The 20,070-nt window shown below is 59.0% G+C and carries 21 protein-coding genes; 8 read left to right on the top strand and 13 right to left on the bottom strand.

Features of this window, described 5'->3' with window-relative positions; all coding sequences use genetic code 11:
* Positions 1 to 4 precede the first annotated feature (4 nt).
* Complete coding sequence (locus QZ487_RS05835; protein ID WP_296023763.1) at positions 5 to 298, top strand: hypothetical protein; 294 nt, start codon at positions 5 to 7, stop codon at positions 296 to 298.
* A gap of 265 nt (positions 299 to 563) precedes the next feature.
* On the opposite strand, the gene QZ487_RS05830 is transcribed toward QZ487_RS05835, so the two are convergent.
* From QZ487_RS05830 to QZ487_RS05815, 4 genes are read right to left on the bottom strand one after another with little or no spacing between them, the layout of a single operon-like run.
* Positions 564 to 1,373, bottom strand: a complete 810-nt coding sequence (locus tag QZ487_RS05830; RefSeq protein ID WP_296023761.1) for an SDR family oxidoreductase — start codon at positions 1,371 to 1,373, stop codon at positions 564 to 566.
* Complete coding sequence (locus QZ487_RS05825) at positions 1,370 to 2,059, bottom strand: DsbA family oxidoreductase (protein WP_296023760.1); 690 nt, start codon at positions 2,057 to 2,059, stop codon at positions 1,370 to 1,372. Before QZ487_RS05825 ends, QZ487_RS05830 begins: the two co-directional genes overlap by 4 nt.
* On the bottom strand, positions 2,056 to 2,940 hold the full coding sequence (nudC, locus tag QZ487_RS05820) for an NAD(+) diphosphatase (protein WP_296023759.1): 885 nt from the start codon (positions 2,938 to 2,940) through the stop codon (positions 2,056 to 2,058). The genes QZ487_RS05825 and nudC overlap by 4 nt, the downstream gene beginning before the upstream one ends.
* Entirely contained in the window at positions 2,941 to 4,260 is a 1,320-nt protein-coding gene (locus tag QZ487_RS05815) for a serine hydrolase (protein WP_296023758.1), read from the bottom strand.
* 117 nt (positions 4,261 to 4,377) lie between these two features.
* Between QZ487_RS05815 and QZ487_RS05810 the strand changes: the two genes are divergently transcribed.
* Positions 4,378 to 4,599 carry a hypothetical protein gene (locus QZ487_RS05810; RefSeq protein WP_285976808.1) on the top strand — a complete coding sequence of 74 codons (222 nt, stop codon included), beginning with the start codon at positions 4,378 to 4,380 and terminating at the stop codon, positions 4,597 to 4,599.
* Here the strand turns inward: QZ487_RS05810 and QZ487_RS05805 are convergent.
* On the bottom strand, positions 4,596 to 5,648 hold the full coding sequence (locus QZ487_RS05805) for an A/G-specific adenine glycosylase (RefSeq protein ID WP_285976807.1): 1,053 nt from the start codon (positions 5,646 to 5,648) through the stop codon (positions 4,596 to 4,598). The two genes, QZ487_RS05810 and QZ487_RS05805, sit on opposite strands and share 4 nt — an antisense overlap.
* Before the next feature lie 29 nt (positions 5,649 to 5,677).
* Here QZ487_RS05805 and QZ487_RS05800 point away from each other — a divergent pair, with 29 nt between their 5' ends.
* The 5 genes from QZ487_RS05800 (at position 5,678) to QZ487_RS05780 (ending at position 11,677) form a co-directional block, all read left to right on the top strand.
* Complete coding sequence (locus tag QZ487_RS05800; protein WP_285976806.1) at positions 5,678 to 6,226, top strand: DUF721 domain-containing protein; 549 nt, start codon at positions 5,678 to 5,680, stop codon at positions 6,224 to 6,226.
* Positions 6,223 to 6,915: a thioredoxin domain-containing protein gene (locus QZ487_RS05795; RefSeq protein WP_285976805.1), complete on the top strand. Its 693-nt coding sequence runs from the start codon at positions 6,223 to 6,225 to the stop codon at positions 6,913 to 6,915. The genes QZ487_RS05800 and QZ487_RS05795 overlap by 4 nt, the downstream gene beginning before the upstream one ends.
* 120 nt (positions 6,916 to 7,035) lie before the next feature.
* Positions 7,036 to 7,788 carry a thioredoxin domain-containing protein gene (locus QZ487_RS05790; RefSeq protein ID WP_296023756.1) on the top strand — a complete coding sequence of 251 codons (753 nt, stop codon included), beginning with the start codon at positions 7,036 to 7,038 and terminating at the stop codon, positions 7,786 to 7,788.
* A 29-nt stretch (positions 7,789 to 7,817) separates the two neighbouring features.
* Positions 7,818 to 11,240: an AAA family ATPase gene (locus tag QZ487_RS05785; RefSeq protein ID WP_296023755.1), complete on the top strand. Its 3,423-nt coding sequence runs from the start codon at positions 7,818 to 7,820 to the stop codon at positions 11,238 to 11,240.
* A gap of 140 nt (positions 11,241 to 11,380) precedes the next feature.
* Positions 11,381 to 11,677, top strand: coding sequence for a hypothetical protein (locus QZ487_RS05780; protein ID WP_296023753.1), 297 nt, complete (start codon positions 11,381 to 11,383; stop codon positions 11,675 to 11,677).
* Between the two features lie 5 nt (positions 11,678 to 11,682).
* Here QZ487_RS05780 and QZ487_RS05775 read toward each other — a convergent pair whose 3' ends face one another.
* The 5 genes from QZ487_RS05775 to rpmF all read right to left on the bottom strand — a co-directional run bounded on the left by QZ487_RS05775 (position 11,683) and on the right by rpmF (position 14,712).
* On the bottom strand, positions 11,683 to 12,072 hold the full coding sequence (locus QZ487_RS05775) for a MerR family transcriptional regulator (protein ID WP_296023752.1): 390 nt from the start codon (positions 12,070 to 12,072) through the stop codon (positions 11,683 to 11,685).
* Positions 12,073 to 12,075: 3 nt separating this feature from the next.
* Positions 12,076 to 12,378 carry an integration host factor subunit alpha gene (locus QZ487_RS05770; protein WP_296023750.1) on the bottom strand — a complete coding sequence of 101 codons (303 nt, stop codon included), beginning with the start codon at positions 12,376 to 12,378 and terminating at the stop codon, positions 12,076 to 12,078.
* 96 nt (positions 12,379 to 12,474) lie between these two features.
* On the bottom strand, positions 12,475 to 13,443 hold the full coding sequence (locus QZ487_RS05765; protein ID WP_296023748.1) for a beta-ketoacyl-ACP synthase III: 969 nt from the start codon (positions 13,441 to 13,443) through the stop codon (positions 12,475 to 12,477).
* A complete protein-coding gene (gene plsX, locus QZ487_RS05760; RefSeq protein WP_296023747.1) occupies positions 13,440 to 14,507 on the bottom strand; it encodes a phosphate acyltransferase PlsX in 1,068 nt (355 codons plus the stop codon). Before plsX ends, QZ487_RS05765 begins: the two co-directional genes overlap by 4 nt.
* A 25-nt stretch (positions 14,508 to 14,532) precedes the next feature.
* Positions 14,533 to 14,712, bottom strand: coding sequence for a 50S ribosomal protein L32 (rpmF, locus tag QZ487_RS05755; RefSeq protein WP_285976797.1), 180 nt, complete (start codon positions 14,710 to 14,712; stop codon positions 14,533 to 14,535).
* A 197-nt stretch (positions 14,713 to 14,909) separates the two neighbouring features.
* On the opposite strand from rpmF, the gene QZ487_RS05750 reads away from it, so the two are divergent.
* A complete protein-coding gene (locus QZ487_RS05750) occupies positions 14,910 to 15,308 on the top strand; it encodes an MAPEG family protein (RefSeq protein ID WP_296023746.1) in 399 nt (132 codons plus the stop codon).
* A 140-nt stretch (positions 15,309 to 15,448) separates the two neighbouring features.
* Here the strand turns inward: QZ487_RS05750 and QZ487_RS05745 are convergent, their stop codons facing one another.
* The 3 genes from QZ487_RS05745 to QZ487_RS05735 form a co-directional block, all read right to left on the bottom strand.
* The gene (locus QZ487_RS05745) at positions 15,449 to 16,120 is read right to left on the bottom strand and encodes an MBL fold metallo-hydrolase (RefSeq protein WP_285976795.1); all 672 of its coding nucleotides are present in this window, start codon (positions 16,118 to 16,120) and stop codon (positions 15,449 to 15,451) included.
* A gap of 223 nt (positions 16,121 to 16,343) precedes the next feature.
* On the bottom strand, positions 16,344 to 18,236 hold the full coding sequence (locus tag QZ487_RS05740; RefSeq protein ID WP_296023743.1) for a DUF3604 domain-containing protein: 1,893 nt from the start codon (positions 18,234 to 18,236) through the stop codon (positions 16,344 to 16,346).
* A gap of 41 nt (positions 18,237 to 18,277) precedes the next feature.
* Positions 18,278 to 20,020, bottom strand: a complete 1,743-nt coding sequence (locus QZ487_RS05735; protein ID WP_296023742.1) for an amidohydrolase family protein — start codon at positions 20,018 to 20,020, stop codon at positions 18,278 to 18,280.
* Positions 20,021 to 20,070 lie beyond the last annotated feature (50 nt).

Below are 20,070 nucleotides of genomic sequence, written 5' to 3'. Positions count from 1 at the left end.
CGCGATGGTTGACCCTGTAGAAGCATTCAAACGCCAGTTCGATCCAGTCGATGACGGATATCTCTATTACCCCTCCCCCAATAGTGGCGGGAAGCTCGTTAGCCACGAGGAGTATGAGGGTCTCCTGCGAGACTGGACGGATGCGAGCAAAGGAAAGCGATTCTGGTTGATGCTTGGCGCAATCATTGGCGCCATTTTTGTATTCGTTGCAGTTGAACGAACGCTGGCCCTGCCAGAGTGGGGTTCTGGAGTATTTCTGGCCACAGTCGTATTGGCTGTAGTGGGCTGGCTTTTCTGAGCATCATTTGCCCCACGCCGACTTGTGAAAGGTCGCCCCGACTTCGGGCCGCCGCGCTCAAAAGAACTCAACCGGCAATTGGCGCATGAAGCAATTCCCTAGAGACTGATCTCTTTTGTCTTTATCTTGAGCGGCACCATATTTGGAAGCAAGCTCCTTGCAGGTCCAAAGAGCCTTGGTGATTGGTTGTGGACCGGCGGAGCGGCCGTCTTTTTTGGGATGTATCTGATTGTCGGGTACCGAAAGTGGCACGGCTGGAATTGATCTAACCCTCGCGCGCTTTCATCAACTGCGCCATCACCAATTGCACATCGTGCTTCGCGTCTTGTTCCGGCGGCAGCGCATATTCGGCGTAGCTCTCGGCAAGTTGGTCCATCCGTTCGGCGATGCGCACCATGTTGTAGCCATGGCTGACCACAAAACGTCGTCGCGCAAGCAATTGCGGCACAACGATTCTGGCATATTCATCGACCGGCATACCCAGCTTCATAAACTGCTCGGGACCAAGCGGGGTGAAGACCCAGCCGGGCACAATCAAGCCGGCATGGACGTGATCCGGCAAATCCTCCCGCAAGCTTTCCGTCATGCCCAGCACAGCATGTTTCGCGGCAATATAGGCTGCGGATTGCTTGACCGCACAGAACCAGCTGTTTTCGCTGCCCGTGTTATAGATCGCTGAATGGGCTTCTTGTTCGATCAAGCGCGGCGCGAATGCTTTGCAGCCGTGCCAAACGCCCCAGAAATTGACGTCGAAGTGCTTGCGCGCCGCCTCTGGATCGACTTCCCACATCTTGCCGCGAACGCCGCCCTGCCCCGCGTTGTTCAGCACCAGATGCACTTCGCCGAGCTGGTCAAATGCCACCTCTGCAAGTGCTTCAACCTGTTCCAGATCACTCACATCGCAAGGCTGCGCGATGGCCCCGTCAAGTGACGAAGCGGCCTTCTCGAGCTTGTCTCCAGGTAAGTCTGCCAGCATGACCTGAACGCCGCGCGCGGTAAGGTCCTGAGCGATCGCAAAGCCTATCCCGCTCGCCCCGCCGGTTATCACCGCAGTGCGAGGGGTGAATCCACTCACGCCACAGTCTTCTCGGCAACTCGCCGCAGTGCGTTGACGTAGGTTTCGGGCGATTGCGCGCCCGGGATCATGAACTTCCCGTTCACAATCATCGCCGGGACGCCAGATATGTTGAGATCCCACGCCTGACGCTCTTCAGCGATTACGCGCGCCTCCAATTCGTCGTCCGTCAGCGCGGCCTTCGCCGCTTCGCGATGCAAGCCGATACCTGCCGCGACATCCAGCAATACGCCCTCGTCAGATACGTTTTGCCGCTCGTTAAAATGTGCCTTGAACAGCGCGAGCTTCAGGTCGGTTTGCACCGAGGGCCCTGCCTCTTCTAGCGCCCATGTCAGCAGCTTGTGCGCCGCGCGCGTATTCCACATCATTGCCGGCGGCGCTTCGCCGGAACCCTCATAGCTCAGCGAAACCCCCGCACTGTCTGCAATCGACTTCAACTGGCCACGAACTGCTGCGCCCTCTTCAGCGCTGCGGCCATATTTGCGTTGCAGATGCGCTTCTTGTTCCTCGCCTTGTTCCGGCATATCAGGATTGAGCTCAAAAGGGCGCCAGCGCAGTTGCGCTTCGATCTCTCCGTCAAGTTCACCAAGCGCTTTGGTCAGCTGGCCATAACCGATCAGGCACCACGGGCACATGACATCCGAATAAATGTCGATGGTCATGCGGTGCGGTGCGGGATCGGTCATTTTTCAAGCCACCATTTCATAAGGTTGTAAGCAATAGCATGCAGCGGCGGAGCACGAAATGGCCCGTTGCCTGCAAGCGAGGATTCGACCTGTTCGCGCGTGAACCAGATGATCTCCGCCATTTCGGTTTCATCAATGACCAATGCGTCGTCATCGGCATAGCTATGGCATCCGATCATCAACTGGCTGGGAAACGGCCACGGTTGGCTGGCAATGTAAGAGACATCGCGCACGCGCACCCCCGATTCCTCGAACACTTCGCGTTGCACAGCTTCCTCGATGGTTTCGCCGGGCTCGACAAAGCCCGCCAAGGCAGAGAACGCGCCCTCCGGCCATCCCTTGCCTCGACCAAGCATCAGCCGCCCTTCATACTCGACCAACATGATTGTGACCGGATCGGTTCGCGGGAAATGCTGCGCGGTGCAGCTTTCACAGCCGCGTTGCCAGCCGCCCTTGGCGACCTTGGTGTTGCCGCCGCACTCCGCGCAAAAGCGATGGCGCGCGTGCCAGTCTATCAGGCTGCGTGCCCCGCCATAGAGCGCAAGGTCACCAGCATCGAGCGTTGCCATCAGTGCCCATAGCTGCGGGTTCGCCATGCGCGGACTCGCGTCGCCTTTTGCCGGGACAGCCGCAAAGCATGGCTTCTCCCCGCCGTCGGTGCGGTCAATGCCCAGGAACACCAACTCGGCATCTTCGGGCGCATCAGCCAGCGTGCCCCAGACAAGTCGGTTGTTATCATCCAGCGACGGCATCAGCTGATCAAGAGCGAGCAGCCGCGCTTTCCAGTTCATCATCCCGGCCAACGCATCGGGATCCGCACGCAAATTGTCCGCACGGTCAATTGGCGAGCCGGAAAAGGCGATCGGTGCGCGTTGCCCCATTTAAGCTGCACCCCGCATTACAGTAAGGTCTTGCTCGATGGCCGAAAGGAAATCTGCCCGGATCGAATAGGCTTCAGCCGGCATGTATTGCGTGAACAGACCAACACGCATGTCTAACCCGAAATCTACGCTGGCGAGTGTGCCGGCTGCCCCGCCCCAGCCAAAGCTGGTGCCAGTCGAACGACCGCCTGCACCATGGCCTTCGCCTTCGATCCAAGAGCCCGCTGTGTCCACCGATTTTGGCAAAAGGTTGGATGTGCCGACGCGCACCGCAAGTTCGCCCATAACGCGGCGCCCATCGATCTTGCCATAGCCCAGCAGCATGCGCAGGAACCGGTCATAGTCGCGCGCGGAGCTGACCAAGCCGCCGCCACCGGACGGCACGCTTGGCTTGTCGAGGTAAATAGAAGTGGCCCCAGGATCGATTGGCAGCGGAACGGGCAGCATTTCATTCACACCATAATTGGTGGTCAGTCGGCCAACCTCGCTTTGCGGGACAGTGAAACATGTACTGCCCATACCGCACGGTTCAAAAATCCGCTGTTGCAGGAAGCTTTCAAAATCCTGCCCTGATGCAACTTCGATAACCCGGCCCAGCAAGTCGATGCTGGCTGAGTAAATCCATTTCTTGCCCGGCTGTGCGACAAGGGGCAGGCTCGCCAGCCGCTCTGACCAGGTTGCCAGATCGGGCGCAGGTGTAACCTCGGGCAGACCGGGAATAGGCATGCGGCTAACCCGCCCGCCAACCAGCCCGTTCTGCGCATAGGCTGCGAGTAGAGGCCCCTTCACGCCAATGATGTATCCCAACCCTGCGGTATGGGTCAGCAACTGGCGAATTGTGATGGGCCGCTCTGCCGGTACAGTGTTGTCGAGTGAACCCTCGGGATCGACCATCACTTGCATATTGCTGAATTCAGGCAGGATTTCCGCAACCGGCTGATCCAGGCCGATCTTGCCTTCGTCGACCAGCATCATGGTCGCCATGCCTGTGACCGGCTTGCTCATCGAATAGATGCGATATAGCGAATCTAGATCAACTTGCTGCGAGCTTCGAAATGATAGCGTTCCGCCGCCAACCGTATGCGCGATATCGTCTTGCCCTCGGCCGAATGCGACAAGCAGGTTCGGCACCTTGTTGGAACTAAGATAGCTTTTTGTCATCGCCGCGACATTGGGCCACATCGCGCCGACATCGTGGGCTCTCAGAATGCTGCCCGAAAGTGGCAGCGTCGTAAGCGCGCCGCCAGCGGCGAGATAACCGCCGCCTCTTAGAAGTGAACGGCGGGAAATTTGGGGGGAATCAAACTCGCGGAATGCCATTTATGCGTACTCTTTCGAAATCTATTTCCGAGGGTGTTTGAGCGATTGGGCACGCTTGGTCAATTGATCGATAGATTGAGTCTTGAAACTGTTCGGTGTTGTGGTCATATAACACACATGTTCAACGTGCTCTCATACATCATCGGCATCATCTCTCTGGTGATTGTCATCCCCGCAACTATCCCTTTTCTGGGCTGGGCCAACTGGATCGCGCTTCCGTTGATCGTGATCGGCCTGATTATAGGCCAGATATCTTCGAGTGACGGCGGGCGGAATTTCTGCCTCGTTATTCTCTTGATCGCGGCTGTCCGTCTGACCCTTGGCGGTGGAATTTTCTAACGCTGCGCCAGCGCCAGTCGCGCAGCCTTGGCGAAGAGTGTCGGTAGCCCCACATCCTCTATTTTCTGGAGCGGCCACCACTCGCCCTCACCCCCCGGCGCCGCGTCGAGCCGCACCACTTCAAGCGTGAGTGACGCATGAGTGAAGACGTGCCGCACCGCACCAAGCGTTTGGGCAGCTCCCGCGAAAGGAGCCATGCCTGATCCGTCTGCCTGCGCGCTCCAGCCGTCATCGGGCAAGGCGCGCATCCCGCCCAACATGCCAGTGCCGGGGCGTGTGACCAGCCAGATCTCTGTGCCATCGGGGCCATCCCGCTCGATCCAGAATGCGCGGCCCTTGCGCTCGGGCTTGGGCTTCTTGGGTGCCTTGACGGGTAGCCTTGCCGGATCGCCGCCCGCCTTGGCCTCGCACATCCCGGCCAGCGGACACAGCAGGCACTTGGGATCGCGCGTGGTACAGAGTGATGAGCCAAGGTCCATCATCGCTTGGGCAAAATCGCCCGCGCGTTTCGCGGGGGTGATCTCCTCCGCTCGCGCTCGGATAGCCTTGCGGGCACCGGGCAATGGCTCTTCGATATTGAATAGCCGCGATACTACCCGCTCGACATTTGCATCAACCACCACGGCGCGCTCATCAAACGCGATCGCGGCAATCGCAGCGGCAGTGTACGGGCCCAAGCCCGGCAATTCGCGCAGTTCAGCCTCTGTTTTCGGGAACCCTCCGCTTGTCGCCACTTCGCGCGCACATTTCACCAGATTGCGGGCGCGCGAATAATAGCCCAGCCCTGCCCAGGCGCTCATAACATCGGCTTCGTCGGCCGCTGCGAGAGCCTCGACCGTCGGCCAAGTCTCAATAAACTTCGCAAAGTAGGGCTTCACCGCAGCCACAGTGGTCTGCTGCAACATCACTTCAGACAGCCAAACGCGATAAGGCCAAGCGGGATCATTCGGCACAGCCCGTCGCGGCGGATTGCGCCAGGGTAGATCGCGCGCATGCACATCATACCAGTGGAGCAAAGCGTGCTCGATTGTCTTCGTACTGGCGGTCACGTGCCCGCTATGGCATTGGCTTTGCTGCAATGGAACGGGACAAAACCTCCAAAACCACAAAAGGGCACAAAGCGAAGACCGCGAAACCGTTTCAGCGGCGGCGCGGTGGCACGGCGAAACCTATTGGCGAGCTGATGCCGCAAATCGGGCGAACAGCCTTTCGCCGGTTCGGCTTCGTGCAAAGCTCCATCGTGACACGCTGGCCCGAGATCGTCGGCCCGACGCATGCCAGAGTTTGCGCGCCAGAGGCGATCCGTTTCCCCCCTGGAGAGAAATCCGAAGGCATATTGCAATTGGTGGTCGTGCCCGCGAATGCTCCGCTGATCCAGCATGTGATCCCGGAAATTATCGAGCGGGTGAACCGCTTTTTCGGATATAAGGCGGTGTCACGAGCAAAGATCCGGCAAGGCGCGGTTAAGCCGCCATCTGCTGAAACGCCCGCCAAAGCGCCGCCGTCGCTCAAGCCGATCCCGATGGAATTGGGAGACAGTTTGCGCGATATTGGCGATCCTGAAATGCGCGCTGTGCTGGAATCGCTCGCGCGAACGATGACAGATAAAGAGGAAAGATCGGAATGAAGGCTGCAAAGACAGCGTTTTTGGCTGGTGCGATGGTGCTGAGCACCGGGTTTGCCACCAATTGGGCCGTAACCGTCACTGAGACCCCTGCAGGGCATTTGATCGGTAACCCCGATGCGGAAATCAAGCTGGCAGAATATGTCAGCTATACTTGCAGCCATTGCGCCGAGTTTGCTCGCAGCGGCGACCCTGTGCTGAAACTCGTATATGTTCGCTCTGGCAAGGTATCGGTCGAGATCCGCCATATGCTGCGCGACCCGATTGATCTGACCGCGGCCATGCTGACCCATTGCGGCGCCCCTGATAAGTTTGCGCAGAACCACTCGATTTTCATGCTGAAGCAGAACGAGTGGTTCCCGATTGCCGTCAATTCCACGCCGGCCCAGCAACAGCGCTGGTCAGTACCCGATCGCGCCGCAGCCCACCGCGCCATCGCCAGCGACCTCGATTTCTACGAAATTATGGAAACACGCGGCTATCAGCGGTCAGAAGTTGATCGATGCCTGGCAGACAGCGCCAAGGAAACCAAATTGATTCAGGCCTCACGAGCCGACTCAGAACGCCTTGGCATTCGCGGAACGCCCAGTTTTACCATCAATGATCGACTACTGGACGGTGTCCATCGCTGGCAGGAACTTCAGATCGCGCTGGACGAACGCACCAAACCTGCGCCCGCAGACGGACAATAATGCCGGGTCGTTAACCACAGACTCCTGTGGAAGCGCCTGTGGAAAGCAGGTTTCCACGCTTCACCCCCAACACGGCTTGGTATAGCCTTCACCGTTCGAGACAAAGGACTCACAAAGCTTATGAAACTCTCGCGCCGAATTCTCTCCGCCACCCTCGCTGGCAGCCTTGCTCTTTCGCTGGCAGCCTGTGGTGAAACCGAAGATGCAGATACCGCGGCTCTCGATGGTGAGCCAATTGCGGCGATTGAAGCGCCTGAGGGCCAAAGCTGGACCGATGTTGTTACGGTAACCGAATCTGACGGCTATCTGATCGGCAACCCCGATGCACCGCTGAAACTGATCGAATATGCCAGCCACACTTGCGGCGGTTGTGCCTATTTTTCTGAGAACGGCGCCCCTCCGCTCAAAGAGAATTATGTTTCGACAGGTGTTGTGAGCTTGGAGTTGCGCAATTTGGTGCGTGATCCGATCGACCTCACAATTGCCTCGCTGGTTCGTTGTGGCCAGCCGGAGAATATGGAACCACTATCTTCACAAGCATGGAACGCGCTCAACGATATCTTCGCCAATGTGAACCAAAACGGTGCTGCATTTGAGGCCGCTTCGAGCCTCCCGGAAGACCAACGTTTTGTGGCAATCGCAGAGGCTGCTGGTTTGATCGACTTCTTCAGCGCGCGCGGTTTGAGCGCTGATCAGGCGCGAACCTGTCTCGCCGATGCGGACGCCGTGCAAGCTATCGCGACCCGCTCTCAGGATCAGGTCAACGAGTTGGGGCTGACTGGTACGCCAACCTTCATCCTCAACGGACAAAAATTGAACGTAAACCAGTGGGAAGCCCTTGAGCCGATCCTACAACGCGCTGGCGCGCGATAAACCGCACTAGGGAGGGGCAATAGACACGCATGGAGATTCACCGGCTAAAGCTCAGTGGTTTCAAGAGCTTTGTAGAGCCGGCTGAATTGCGTGTGGAGCCGGGCCTAACCGGCGTTGTCGGCCCCAACGGTTGCGGAAAATCCAACCTGCTCGAAGCGATCCGCTGGGTCATGGGCGAAAACTCGCCCAAATCCATGCGCTCGGGCGGGATGGATGATGTTATCTTTGCAGGCACAGAGACACGGCCACAGCGCGACTTCGCCGAAGTCATTCTTCAAGGTCGCGACGATGACAATGAAGAACTGGAGGTCACCCGCCGGATCGAACGCGGGGCGGGCAGCGCCTATCGCGTAAACGGGCGGGACGTGCGTGCGAAAGACGTGGCGCTGACCTTTGCCGATGCCGCGACCGGCGCACACAGTCCCGCGCTCGTGAGCCAGGGCAAGATCGCACAAGTCATCTCTGCCAAGCCGACCGAACGCCGGCAAATGCTGGAAGAAGCAGCCGGCATTGCCGGACTTCACGTGCGCCGAAAGGACGCAGAGAGCAAGCTACGCTCGACGGAAAAGAACCTGGAGCGGCTTGAAGATTTGATGGCCGGGCTGGATTCGCAAATGTCGTCCTTGCGGCGACAGGCAAAGCAGGCAGAGCGCTACACCAAACTATCCGAACAGATCAAAGTGGCCGAGGCCCGCTTGCTCTATGCCCGCTGGCGCGATGCAGCGCGGATGGCTGAAGAAGCGCGTGAGGCTGCTAAAAAGGCTGATGATCGCGTGGTCGCCGCAAAGCAAGCTGCGGACGAGGCGCAAAAGGCCCAGGCCGCTGCAGCACACACCGTAGCTGAAGCGCGCGACGAGCTGGCGGACCGGCGCGATGATGCCAGCGCGCATGGACACCGCATGGCGGCGCTCACCAGCCAGCTGGAAGCAGCCGAACAACGGTTAGCGGACCTTGATCGGCAAAGGACCCGGTTGGAAGAAGACCGCGGCGACGCAGGCCGCATTACGACTGATGCGACCGAAGCGCTGAAACGGCTGGAGCGCGACATTGCTGCTAGCAAGGCTGCGCTGGAGGAAGACGAGGCACGCCGCCCGGAAATCGCGCGCAAGGCCGAAGAAGCCGAGCGCGTGTCACGCGCCGCAGAGCTGGCACTGGCCAAGGCGACCGCCGATCATGCGGGTGTCGAGGCTGAATGGCGTGTTGCCGAGGCCGAGATTGCGCAAGCCAAGTCTCGCCTTTCTCGGCTGCAGGAAGATCAAGCGCGCATCGAACGGCAGCTGGAAGAGCTGACCGGAAACGGTGATCCAATCGCCGCGGTTGAGCAAGCGCGCAAAGATGCCGAGCGTGCTGCGAAAGCACTGGCTGACTTGCGCAGCGAACTGGAAACCGCGCAGGCGCGCAAGGCGGAACTGCAGGAGCAGCGCGATGAAGCAGGATCAGCGACAGCCTCTGCCAAGGCTGAACTGGCCGGGATCGAGCGCGAATACAATGCGCTGGTGCGTGATCGCGAGGCGCGTGAACGCCAGGCGAAGAACCGTGCTGGCCTTCCCGCCGCGCTCGACAATATCGCCGTCAAAAGGGGCTATGAGCGGGCATTGGCTGCCGTTCTGGGCCGCGACGGTAAATCACCATTGGGCAGGCCGGAAGACGGCAGCGACGGACGTTTCTGGACCGGCGGCAACGCTCCGTCAAACGTGCCTGACAGCATGCTTACGCACATTACCAATTGCCCTGCCGAGCTGAAAGCACGGCTTGCGCTGGTCCATTTTGCCGAAAGCGATGACGGTCGCGATTTGCAGCCGGGCGAATGGCTGGTCACGCGCGGTGGGCATTTGCGCCGTTGGGACGGGTTTATCGCGCGCGGCGAAGGCGCAGCGCAGGCCGCACGCCTTGAAGCGGCGAACCGGCTGGAAGAGCTGGAGAAGCAATTGCCAGCGCTGCGCTCGGCAGCCGAAACCGCAGAAGCATCCGAGCGAACCATTCGCGATGAGTTGACCGCGCTACAGACCAGCCTGGTGGCACGTGAACGCGAATTGTCCGAAGCGGCAAATGAAGAACGGCAGGCCTTGCGCGCGCTCGACCAGGCCGAAGCAGTGCGCGAACGCCAAGCGCTGCGCAGTAAAGAGCTAAGCGAAGCCAAGGCAGGTCTTGCGGACGATCTGAGTGCAGCCACCAAGGAGTTGGAGGCCGCAGAGGCGAAGCGGGCGGATCTGCCCTCTCCCGACGCAGGCCGTGCGTCTCTGGAAGCAGCCCAGGCACGCAATGAAGCGGCGCGGAGCGGAGTACAGGGTACAGCAGCGGAACTGGCCGCGCATGACCAAGGCCTGGCGGTTGCACGAGAGCGCTTGGCCGCGCAATCCTCTGACAAGGCCAATTGGGAAGCGCGCTCAGGCGAAGCCGAACGCCGCTTGGCCGAAGTCGCACGGCGGCTCGAAGAGATTGAAGAAGAGCGCAACGTTGTCGCGGCCAAGCCAGCCGGCCTGATCGAAGAGATCGAGCAAGGCGATGTCATGCGTGAAAAGCTCGGTAAAGAGCTTGCACAGGCAGAAGACGTGGTCGCTGAAACACAAGCCAAGCTCGACGCCGCCGATCGCGCCTTTGCCGAAGTCAACGAAACGCTCGCAACCCAGCGCGAAGCCCGCGCTGGCCTCGCCGCACGCGCTGAAAACGAAGAAGCGCGGCGCGGCGAAATGGCACGTATTTCAGGCGAGCGATTCCAATGCCCACCCCCGATGCTGGCTGAACGGTTCGAATTTGAACCCGAACAGATCAAGGATGCCAGTGCGGAATCGGACGAGATGGAACGTCTGACCGCCAGCCGTGAGCGTATCGGACCGGTCAATCTCGTCGCGGCTGAAGAACTGAAGCGGATCGAGGAAGAGCATGGCGCCAGCGCGACCGAACAGGCCGAGCTTGCTGAAGCGGTAAACCGTCTGCGCGGTTCGATCGGTAATCTCAACCGCGAGGGACGCGAGCGTCTGCGCGCGGCGTTCGAAGAAGTCGATGGCCACTTCCGTAAGCTGTTTACGCGGCTGTTCGAAGGCGGACAGGCGCATCTCGCGCTGGTCGACAGCGATGATCCGCTGGAAGCCGGGCTGGAGATCTACGCACAACCGCCGGGCAAGCGATTACAGAGCCTCAGCCTGTTATCAGGCGGCGAACAGGCCCTGACCGCAACAGCGCTGATCTTTGCCTTGTTCCTGACCAATCCAGCGCCAATCTGCGTGTTGGACGAAGTCGATGCACCGCTTGATGATGCCAATATCGAGCGGTTCTGCGACTTGCTCGATTCCATGGTGCGCGACACTGCGACGCGATATTTGATTGTGACCCACAATGCCGTCACAATGAGCCGGATGCACCGCCTTTTCGGCGTGACGATGGCCGAGAAGGGCATCTCGCGACTGGTCAGCGTCGATCTGGGCGAAGCGGAGTTGATGGCCGCAGAATAATCGAAGGAGGGGATGATATGATGCGAATGATGGCAGGAACTCTAGGAATGGGGTTTGTTGCCGCGGCATCTCTATCCATTCCTTCCGCAACGCAGGCGTAATCCAACCGAACCGAGCAACAGGTGCAATGCAGCCGCACTGTGCTTCACTACACTGAGCGGGGCTTTGCGTTCGAATGCGCCGATTCAAGGAATGAGAATTTCTTCCTCTCCGTGGTCAAGCCCGGTCAGGGCTATGATCGTGTGTCGGAAGTGATTTCCATACTGCGCGAACACAACACACGTGCTGCTCCATCTGGACGAACGCGCACGTTGAACGGTCTGTGGGTCAAGTACCGCAATGCAGGCGGGCCAGATCAAGCAATCTGCGCGGATGTATGGCGCCAGTTCGGCTCCAATGCGCAGTGCCGCGTCGCAGTCGACGTCGCGTTTCGCTGAGCGCGCTAGGCCTCTAGCGCAGCCTCCAGCCGGGAACGGATCGATTTCAGTTGCGCAAGCACATCGCCAACATCGTTATTCGTTGCGACTGAAATAACCGAACTGGCTTGCTCGGCAAGTGACGGCCTTGTAGCCGCACCTTTGCCTTCTCGAATCGCCGATTTGGCGCCTTTGAGAGTGTAACCTTCGCGGTTCACAAGCCGGTCGATCGTTTCAACCAGCTCAACATCAGCAGGCCGATAGTACCGCCGCCCGCCGCTGCGCTTCAAAGGTTTGAGCATCGGGAACTGTTGCTCCCAATACCGTATAACGTGCTGCTTGATCCCGAAAGCGTCGCTGACTTCGCCGATGGTTCGGAGAGCTCCTTCGTCCTTGCCATCTGCGAAGTCACTCATCGCTTAGCTCGCTTTCGCAATCTTCTCTTTGAGCAGCTGGCTCGCGCGAAATGTCATGACGCGGCGCGGCGTAATCGGAACTTCAACGCCGGTTTTAGGGTTACGGCCGATCCGCTGGCGTTTATCGCGCAGAACGAATGTACCAAAGCCCGAGATCTTTACGTTCTCACCCGCTTCCAAAGCTTTCGACATCTTTTCAAGAATTGCTTCGACCATATCGAGCGACTCTGCGCGCGACAGCCCCATCTTGCGATTAATCGTCTCTGCCAGATCCGCGCGTGTTAGTGTGCCCACCGAACGCATCATACGCATTCCCCCCAATCTATATCCCCTATCGATCAACCTACTTTATGATTTTGCCAGAATTTTGGCAAATTTCAGGACATTGACCAACTAACTTGTTCACATGCGCGCGAGGCACGCCCCCCAGGTGAAGCCGCCGCCCATCGCCTCGAACATCACCAGATCACCAGATTTGATGCGGCCATCCCTGCGCGCAACGTCGAACGCAAGTGGCACAGATGCGGCCGAAGTATTGGCGTGCTGATCGACTGTCACGATCACTTTCTCACTCGCAATGCCGAGCTTCTTCGCGGTTGCATCCAAAATGCGCTTGTTGGCTTGATGCGGAACAACCCAGTCGATTTCATCAACTGAAACACCTGAATCTTCAAGGACTTCGCCTAATACCTCAGCCAGATTCACGACGGCATGGCGGAACACTTCGCGGCCTCTCATGCGCAAATGACCCACCGTTTGCGTGGTCGACGGCCCGCCATCGACATAGAGCAGATCATGCTGCGCGCCATCTGCGTGTAGCCGGCTACCGAGCAGCCCGGCGCCTTTCGAGTCTTCAGCTTCAGAGGCTTCCAAAACCACCGCGCCCGCGCCATCACCGAACAGAACGCAGGTCGTCCGGTCTTCCCAATCGAGAATGCGGCTAAATGTCTCTGCGCCAATGACCAAAGCGCGCTTTGCCGTGCCGGTGCGAATCAGCGAATCGGCTGTGGTCAGCGCGTATAGAAAGCCTGAGCAAACCGCAGCGACATCGAAAGCGATCCCGCCATTGCAACCAAGCGCGTTCTGCACTTTGGTGGCGGTTGCTGGAAATGTGTTGTCCGGTGTCGCGGTTGCCAGAACGATCAGGTCGATGCTCTTCGCATCTATTCCCGCATCTTCAAGCGCCGCGCGCGCAGCTTCGGTCGCGAGGCTCGATGTCGTTTCGCCCTCTCCGGCGATATAGCGTTGGCGAATACCGGTGCGTTCGACGATCCATTCGTCGGTCGTATCAACCCGATGTGCAAGCTCCGCATTGGTGACGACCTTCGCTGGTAGCGCAGAGCCGCTGCCGCGGATGACGGAACGGATCACTTGGCACCCTCTGACCCATTGGCGGGCTGGGTGCGCAATCTGTCTTCGCCCAATTCGGCCAGATCATGCGCAATACGCTCGGTCAGCTTGTTTTCAAGCAAGCGAGCTGTGACGGCGACCGCATTGGCAACGCCGGCCGCACTCGCACTGCCATGGCTTTTGACCACCACGCCATTCAGGCCCAGGAAAACGGCGCCATTGTGATTGTTCGGATCAAGGTGATGCTTGAGCAGCTCTGTTGCCGGGCGTGATACCAGAAACCCGATCTTCGAACGCAGCGAGCTTGTGAACGCGCTGCGCAGCAAATCCGTGACGAAGCGCGCTGTGCCTTCGATCGCCTTCAATGCGATATTTCCGGAGAATCCGTCGGTAACCACCACATCCACCTGACCGCGATTGATCTTGTCGCTCTCGACAAAACCATCGAACTGCATCGCCAAAGTGCCAGCCGCTTCCTGAAGAACAGACGCCGCATCGCGCAGCGCCTCTGTACCCTTAATCTCTTCGGTACCGATATTAAGCAGCCTGACGCGCGGCTCTTCCCGGCCGGTAATGATGCGGGAATATGCCGCACCCATGATCGCGAACTGAACCAGGTTGCGCGCATCGGCATCGGTGTTCGCGCCCAGATCGAGCATGACCACGTCATCTTCTTCAAGCGTTGGCAAAACTGCGGCCAATGCCGGACGATCAATTCCTGGCATAGTGCGCAGCGCAAGCTTGCTCATTGCCATCAGCGCGCCAGTGTTGCCGCCGCTCACCGCGGCACCTGCATCGCCTTGCTTCACCGCATTGACGGCCAGCCCCATGCTGGTGGTTTTTGCGCGACGTAAAGCGCGGCTGGGCAACTCATCGCCGCCCACCACGTCTTCACAATGCAGAATTTCCGATGCCCCGCGCATTTGCGGGTGCGTATCGAGCGCAGCTTTGATCTGCGTCTCATCGCCAACCAGCAGGAATTGGAACTTGTCATGGCGGCGGCGAGCCAAGGCCGCACCTTCGACCATTACGCGCACGCCTTCATCGCCGCCCATCGCATCAATCGCGATACGCGGCAGGCTCATTCCACAATCTCCAAATCAGCGGTGATTACAAACCGACCGCAACGACCTCGCGACCGTTGTAGAAGCCGCAATGCGGGCACAGATTGTGCGGACGCTTCAGTTCGCCACAATTGTTGCACTCGTGGAAGGCTTCAACCTTCAACGCATCATGCGAACGACGAATGCCACGGCGGTGTGGCGATACTTTTCTCTTAGGGACAGCCATCTCGGCACCTGTTCCTTAATAAATCGGTCAAATCGTGAGCCGCTCTAGTGCAGGAACCGAAGGCGCACAAGTCATGCACACCAGAATCGATCCCGGCTTTGGCGGTAAGCGGCGCGCTATAACGCAAAAATCCAAGGTTGCAACCCGTAGCAGCACCGCATAGCACACTAGCGGAACGAAGTTTGAGGGGAGCTCTCATGGCAATTATTCTACCGGTTACACTGTCCGCAGTCGCCGCGGCGGCGATCATCAATATCTGGCTGTCGATTCGCGTCGGGCAAATGCGTGGCAAACTGAAGGTGATCCACGGCGATGATGGCGGTGGCCCACTCACGCGCCGGATGCGCGCGCAGCTCAACTTTGTCGAGAATACTCCCTTTGTGCTCGCGCTGATTGCAGCGATCGAATTGACCGGGCGCGGCGAACCATGGCTGGCCTATGTGGCTGGCATCTACATGCTCGGGCGTGTTGCGCATGGCATCGGGATGGATGGCGAAGGCCCGACCAAACCACGCATGATCGGCGTGCTGATTACCATGCTGACACTGCTCGGCCTGGCTGTGGTTGCGCTTCTGATCCTGATGGGGGTCATGTAGAGAAAGCGCCAACTGGTTCGCTCCCAACGGCGAGCGACCAGCGAGCCGCAAGGGCGCCCAAAAGTTCTGGCGCCCGCCCGCAGCGATGCGGCCTTCAGGTCGCGTGAGCGAGGAAATCGCACGCCGGATGTCGTGCGGAACTAGGAAAGCGCGTAGTCGCTCACAAACGCGTTGGTCTTGCGTTCCTGACCAAATGTGCTGGTCGGGCCGTGGCCGGGGATGAACATCACGTCATCGCCCAGCGGCCATAGTCGCTGGGTGATGGCATCGATCAGATCCTGATGATTGCCACGCGGGAAATCGGTGCGGCCAATTGACCCCTGGAACAGCACGTCGCCGACAATCGCAAAGCGGCTCGGCCCGTGATAAAACACGACATGGCCGGGCGTGTGGCCGGGGCAATGGATTACGTCCAGCGTCAGCTCACCCACGGTTACCGTATCGCCATTTTCCAGCCAGCGCGTGGGCGTGAAGCTTTTGGCTTCCATGCCATAACGCGCACCGTCATTGTCGAGCTGCTCGATCCAGAACAGGTCATCCTTGTGCGGGCCTTCGATGGGCAGGCTCAACTCGTCTGCCAGCATTCCCGCCTGCCCGCAGTGATCCAGATGCCCATGCGTGATGAGGATTTTCTCCAGCGTCACGCCGGCCTTCTCGACACCCGCCTTGAGCTTGTCCAAATCCCCGCCTGGATCGACCAGCGCAGCCTTCATCGTCTTGGTGCACCAGATCAGCGAGCAATTCTGCTGCAACGGCGTAACCGGCAGGATCGCGGCGCGCATTGGGGGTGTAGGCTTGGATGTGTCAGTCATGGGATGCGATGTGGCGGGAGGAGGAGAGGAATGCAAGAAATCTTCAACGTCCGCTAACGACCCAGTTGCGGACGTTGATCCTCGTGGTAGCTTTGCGCCCCAATGTCGGACATCAAAGCTTCGAGGATGGATACCCAAGAGCGGACTCGCATCGAGACGTCGGGTTCGCCTGAAGCGGTCATCGCTTGAGCTTGCCGTTCATTTGAACAAGGCTCGTCTTTCGTCAGTAGGGCGAATACCAAATCGGAGACGAATATGCTCTTTCCTGCGTGATAGTGGGCACATAATCCGGAAATTGGATCCCAAAGCGCTTGGCATCGTAGGTGGTCCAGCGCGGCGTTGGGATCTGCAGAACGCGCACGTAATAGAATGCATTCTGCCTTGGATTGAACTGCGGATCGCGCCACATGGTGACGAGCTGCGTTGCGCCCACACTGTCATCATAAGTGGCGTTTTTCATATCAACATTGCCGGCGATCTTGGGCGGCTTGCCGTCGGCCCCGCGCTTACGTTTGTCCGGATGGCTCCAGGCGACATCGAAGACCTTTTCTTTGCGATTACCTTCGGTATCGAGCCAGCCCTTGATCACCTGGATCCGGTCGAGCGAGGCGCCGTTCGGGTCGCGCAGGGCCTGAATCAGGAAACTCGGAACCTTGCCAGGAGCCCTGGCGCCCAGATCACCTCCCATCGGAACCCCTTTGACATAACCTGTGGCTGCAAGATCCGCACCTCTTGCATCAGCATCGGTGAAAGACCAGCCGCCGAAGAAGCGCAACCTGATCCGTGGTCCGGTGGTTGCATAAACTTCGCGCCGCTTGAAGGCGTCCCATATCTCAGCGCGCGTATTCTCTCGGGCCCAAACCGCCGTGTAGCCCGAAGATGCCATCATCCAGCCCGGCACCGTCAGCTCGCCGCGACCGCCTACCGCGTCCTTCCAACGCGTCGGGCCGGGCTCCATCTCTGCGCTGTGCTTGCCCCAGAAATTGTCTTCATCCACCGCAGCGAGCGCCGTGTGCGCATCAGTCGAGCCGATCAGACCCATTTTGTAAGGATTGGTGCCAAAGCGTTGTTCGATTGTCAGGCCGCGAAGCAACGCCGAACGTGCATACTCTGCGGGCAACATGTCCTTGGTCTTCGGTACACCAGCAAAATCGCCCCTGTCCCACGTTTCATAGTCGGCGAAATCGTCATCAGCGGAAAGGAATGGGTGAGTCTCGCCGTCGCCCTTGATCTGCGTGACTTCATAGGCCGGTTCCCATCGCGCGCGCGCGCTGGCATATTCCGCAGTCATTGGGCCGCCAAACTCCAGCGTGTTGAGCGGAAACATTGCCCCGTTCGAGATATTGCCATTGTGGGCGACAGCGAGCACCCTGCCGCCCGTCTTCTGCTCATACGCCTGCAGATAGGACCAGAGTTCCTGAGGCTCATCGGTCTGGCGTGCAGAAAGCGGCAAGGTTTGCAGGGTACGCTCAGCCCCGTCGCGGAACATCACCACTCGGTGAAGGTTGCGCCCACCATCTTGCGCGGTCCATTCGAACCCAATGAAAGACGTGAACTCGCCCGGTTGGTTCGCTTCCTCCGCCGCAGCAATTGTCTTGGCCCAATAGGTCCCCCGAATCTCGTCCGCATCAAGTTCGGCAGGATTTGATTGTTCTGTCTGGCGACCTTCTAGCGAAAGTCGCTCGGCACGGGTGGGCAGGCCGAGAATCCGCAGCCACTCTGCGAGCGTCGAGTTGGCTAGCAACTTGGGGCTGCGGTTACGCAGTTCGACCAGCGAGCCAAGGTAATCGCTATGGTCAGAAACCATCAGGAAATCGAGCGGGGCTTCCAACTGGGCTTTCATGCCGTTGGAAGCGGTAACCGCCTCCCCCTTTGCAAAGCGATATGCATCGTCCGGCGAAAGGCGCACGCCAAACGTGTTGGCATCCATCGAATACTCGGTGTGGAGATGGATGTCGCCCCACAACAACTCGTCGGGATTGCCTTGGGGCGCGACCGCAGCCGCGTCCACAAGCTGCTCTCGCTCACGGCCATCTCGGTCGCCCGGAGCAATGGCACAGCTTCCCATGAACGCGATGGAACTAATTCCCAATGCCATCCTGATCAGATTATCCATTGGCCAATCCCCTTAATTCGCATGCGTTATATATAGCAGCTTCACGCAGCCTCCAGAAACCGTCCATATCCCTGCTCCTGTCCGAGTGCAGGCGCAACCTGTTCGTCCTCGACCGCGAGCTTGCCGTTGATAATCACGGTTTGCACCAGCCCAGGATTGCGATTGACGAGCCGCTCGAGCCCAAAGCCCTCCATGTCCGCCCATTGAACCTTCTCGAGATCCTGTTCGAAAGCGTTGGGGTCGATCACCGCAACATCTGCCCGATCACCAACACGGATCTTGCCTGCTTCGATATTCAGCCAGTCGGCCTGTTCGCCGGTCATCCGCCAGATTGCTTTTTCGAATGACATGATTGGCTTGCCCTCATCATGGCTCTCTTTCACCAGTTTGAGGAAACGTAGCGGGAGGTTGTAGAACGCCATGTTACGGATATGCGCGCCGGCATCCGAGAAGGTGATCAGGGTATTCTTGTCCTGCACCATCTTCTTCAGCTTGGCGCGATTGTGGTTGCCCACGGTCGTGTACCAACGCAGCTTCTTGCCGTGCTCGACGACCAGATCGAGGAACAGGTCGACGACGTGGATCTCGCGCTCTGCGGCAATCTCGGCAAAATTGCGCCCGACCAGGGTCTCGTCGGGGCATTCGAGCACGATCGCATCACCGAAGTCGCGTTGCCACACGCGCGGGCTGAGCTTTTCGCCGTAGAACTTGCGGAAACTGCGACGATAGGTCTCGTCCTTGAGTAGCGCATCGCGCTCGACCTTCTCCTTGAGATCCAACGCCATTTCGCCAGCGCCAAACTCCTCGAAGAAGACTACATCGATGCCGTCGGCATATACGGTGAACGGCGTTGGTAGCAGCTGCCAGCGGAAGTTTCCGCGCACAAGGTTGGCCATTTTGGCAGCGAAGGAGGCGAGCGGCTGGAGCGTCTTGTTGCCCTTTAGGTCAAGCATCGAGATCAGCGTAGTCTTGAGCGGACGGCGCCATAATCCTATCGTCTCCCACAGGTATTGGGTGATCTGAAGCGGATTGGCCGCATTAGGCGCACCTTGGTGCACTCGCTTGCGCTTGCGCAGTTGCCTATTGAGCCGCGCGATCTCGCCCCAACGGGCATAGGTGCTGGGCAGGCTCTTCGACCATTCGCGGTCGCCATCGACCTTGTCCCATTTGAGACACATGGTCGACAGGCCGAGATAGCCTTCGTCGAGCGCCTCTGTGAGGATCGCGTCCATCCTCTCGAGCTCAGCCTTGGTTGGCTTGACCGCGCGATCGGTAGCGCGATGGAGGCCCATCACACCAACTCGCATGTCGCTGTGTCCCACGAACGCGATTACGTTTGGCCCCATTGGTGAGGAATTGACAAAGTCCTTCCATTCTTTCGGTGTGCTCCAGCTCTTGTGCTCTTGAAGAACGGGAAGGACCTTCTCGCGAGGGACGGTCTCGACGCGGGTGAAGATGTCGGATGCGTCTTCCGCCTCACTGCAAATCATGCTGAGCGAGCAACTCCCCATGAGTACGGTGGTCACGCCATGGCGGACGCTTTCGGACAGCGAGGGCGCGACGATCACCTCGGCATCGTAATGTGTGTGAGTGTCGATGAAGCCTGGGACGACCCATTTTCCATCGGCATCGACGATCCATTCGCATCCAGTCTCGTCAAGCGGGACCTGCTCGACCGATGCAATGCGGCCATCCTTGATCCCGACATTGCGGATGGCGGATGCTCCGCCAGTTCCATCGAAGTATCGTCCATTCTTGATGATAATGTCGAACGCGGCGCTCATCGCCCCTCTCCCAGTTCACTTCCCGACGAAACCAATAGCAAGGAGCGAGC

Origin of the sequence: uncultured Altererythrobacter sp. (assembly GCF_913057185.1) — a bacterium.
GTDB lineage: Bacteria > Pseudomonadota > Alphaproteobacteria > Sphingomonadales > Sphingomonadaceae > Erythrobacter > Erythrobacter rubellus.
Note: the sequence above shows the minus strand (reverse complement) of the source record. Positions and strands in the feature narration are given on the sequence as shown.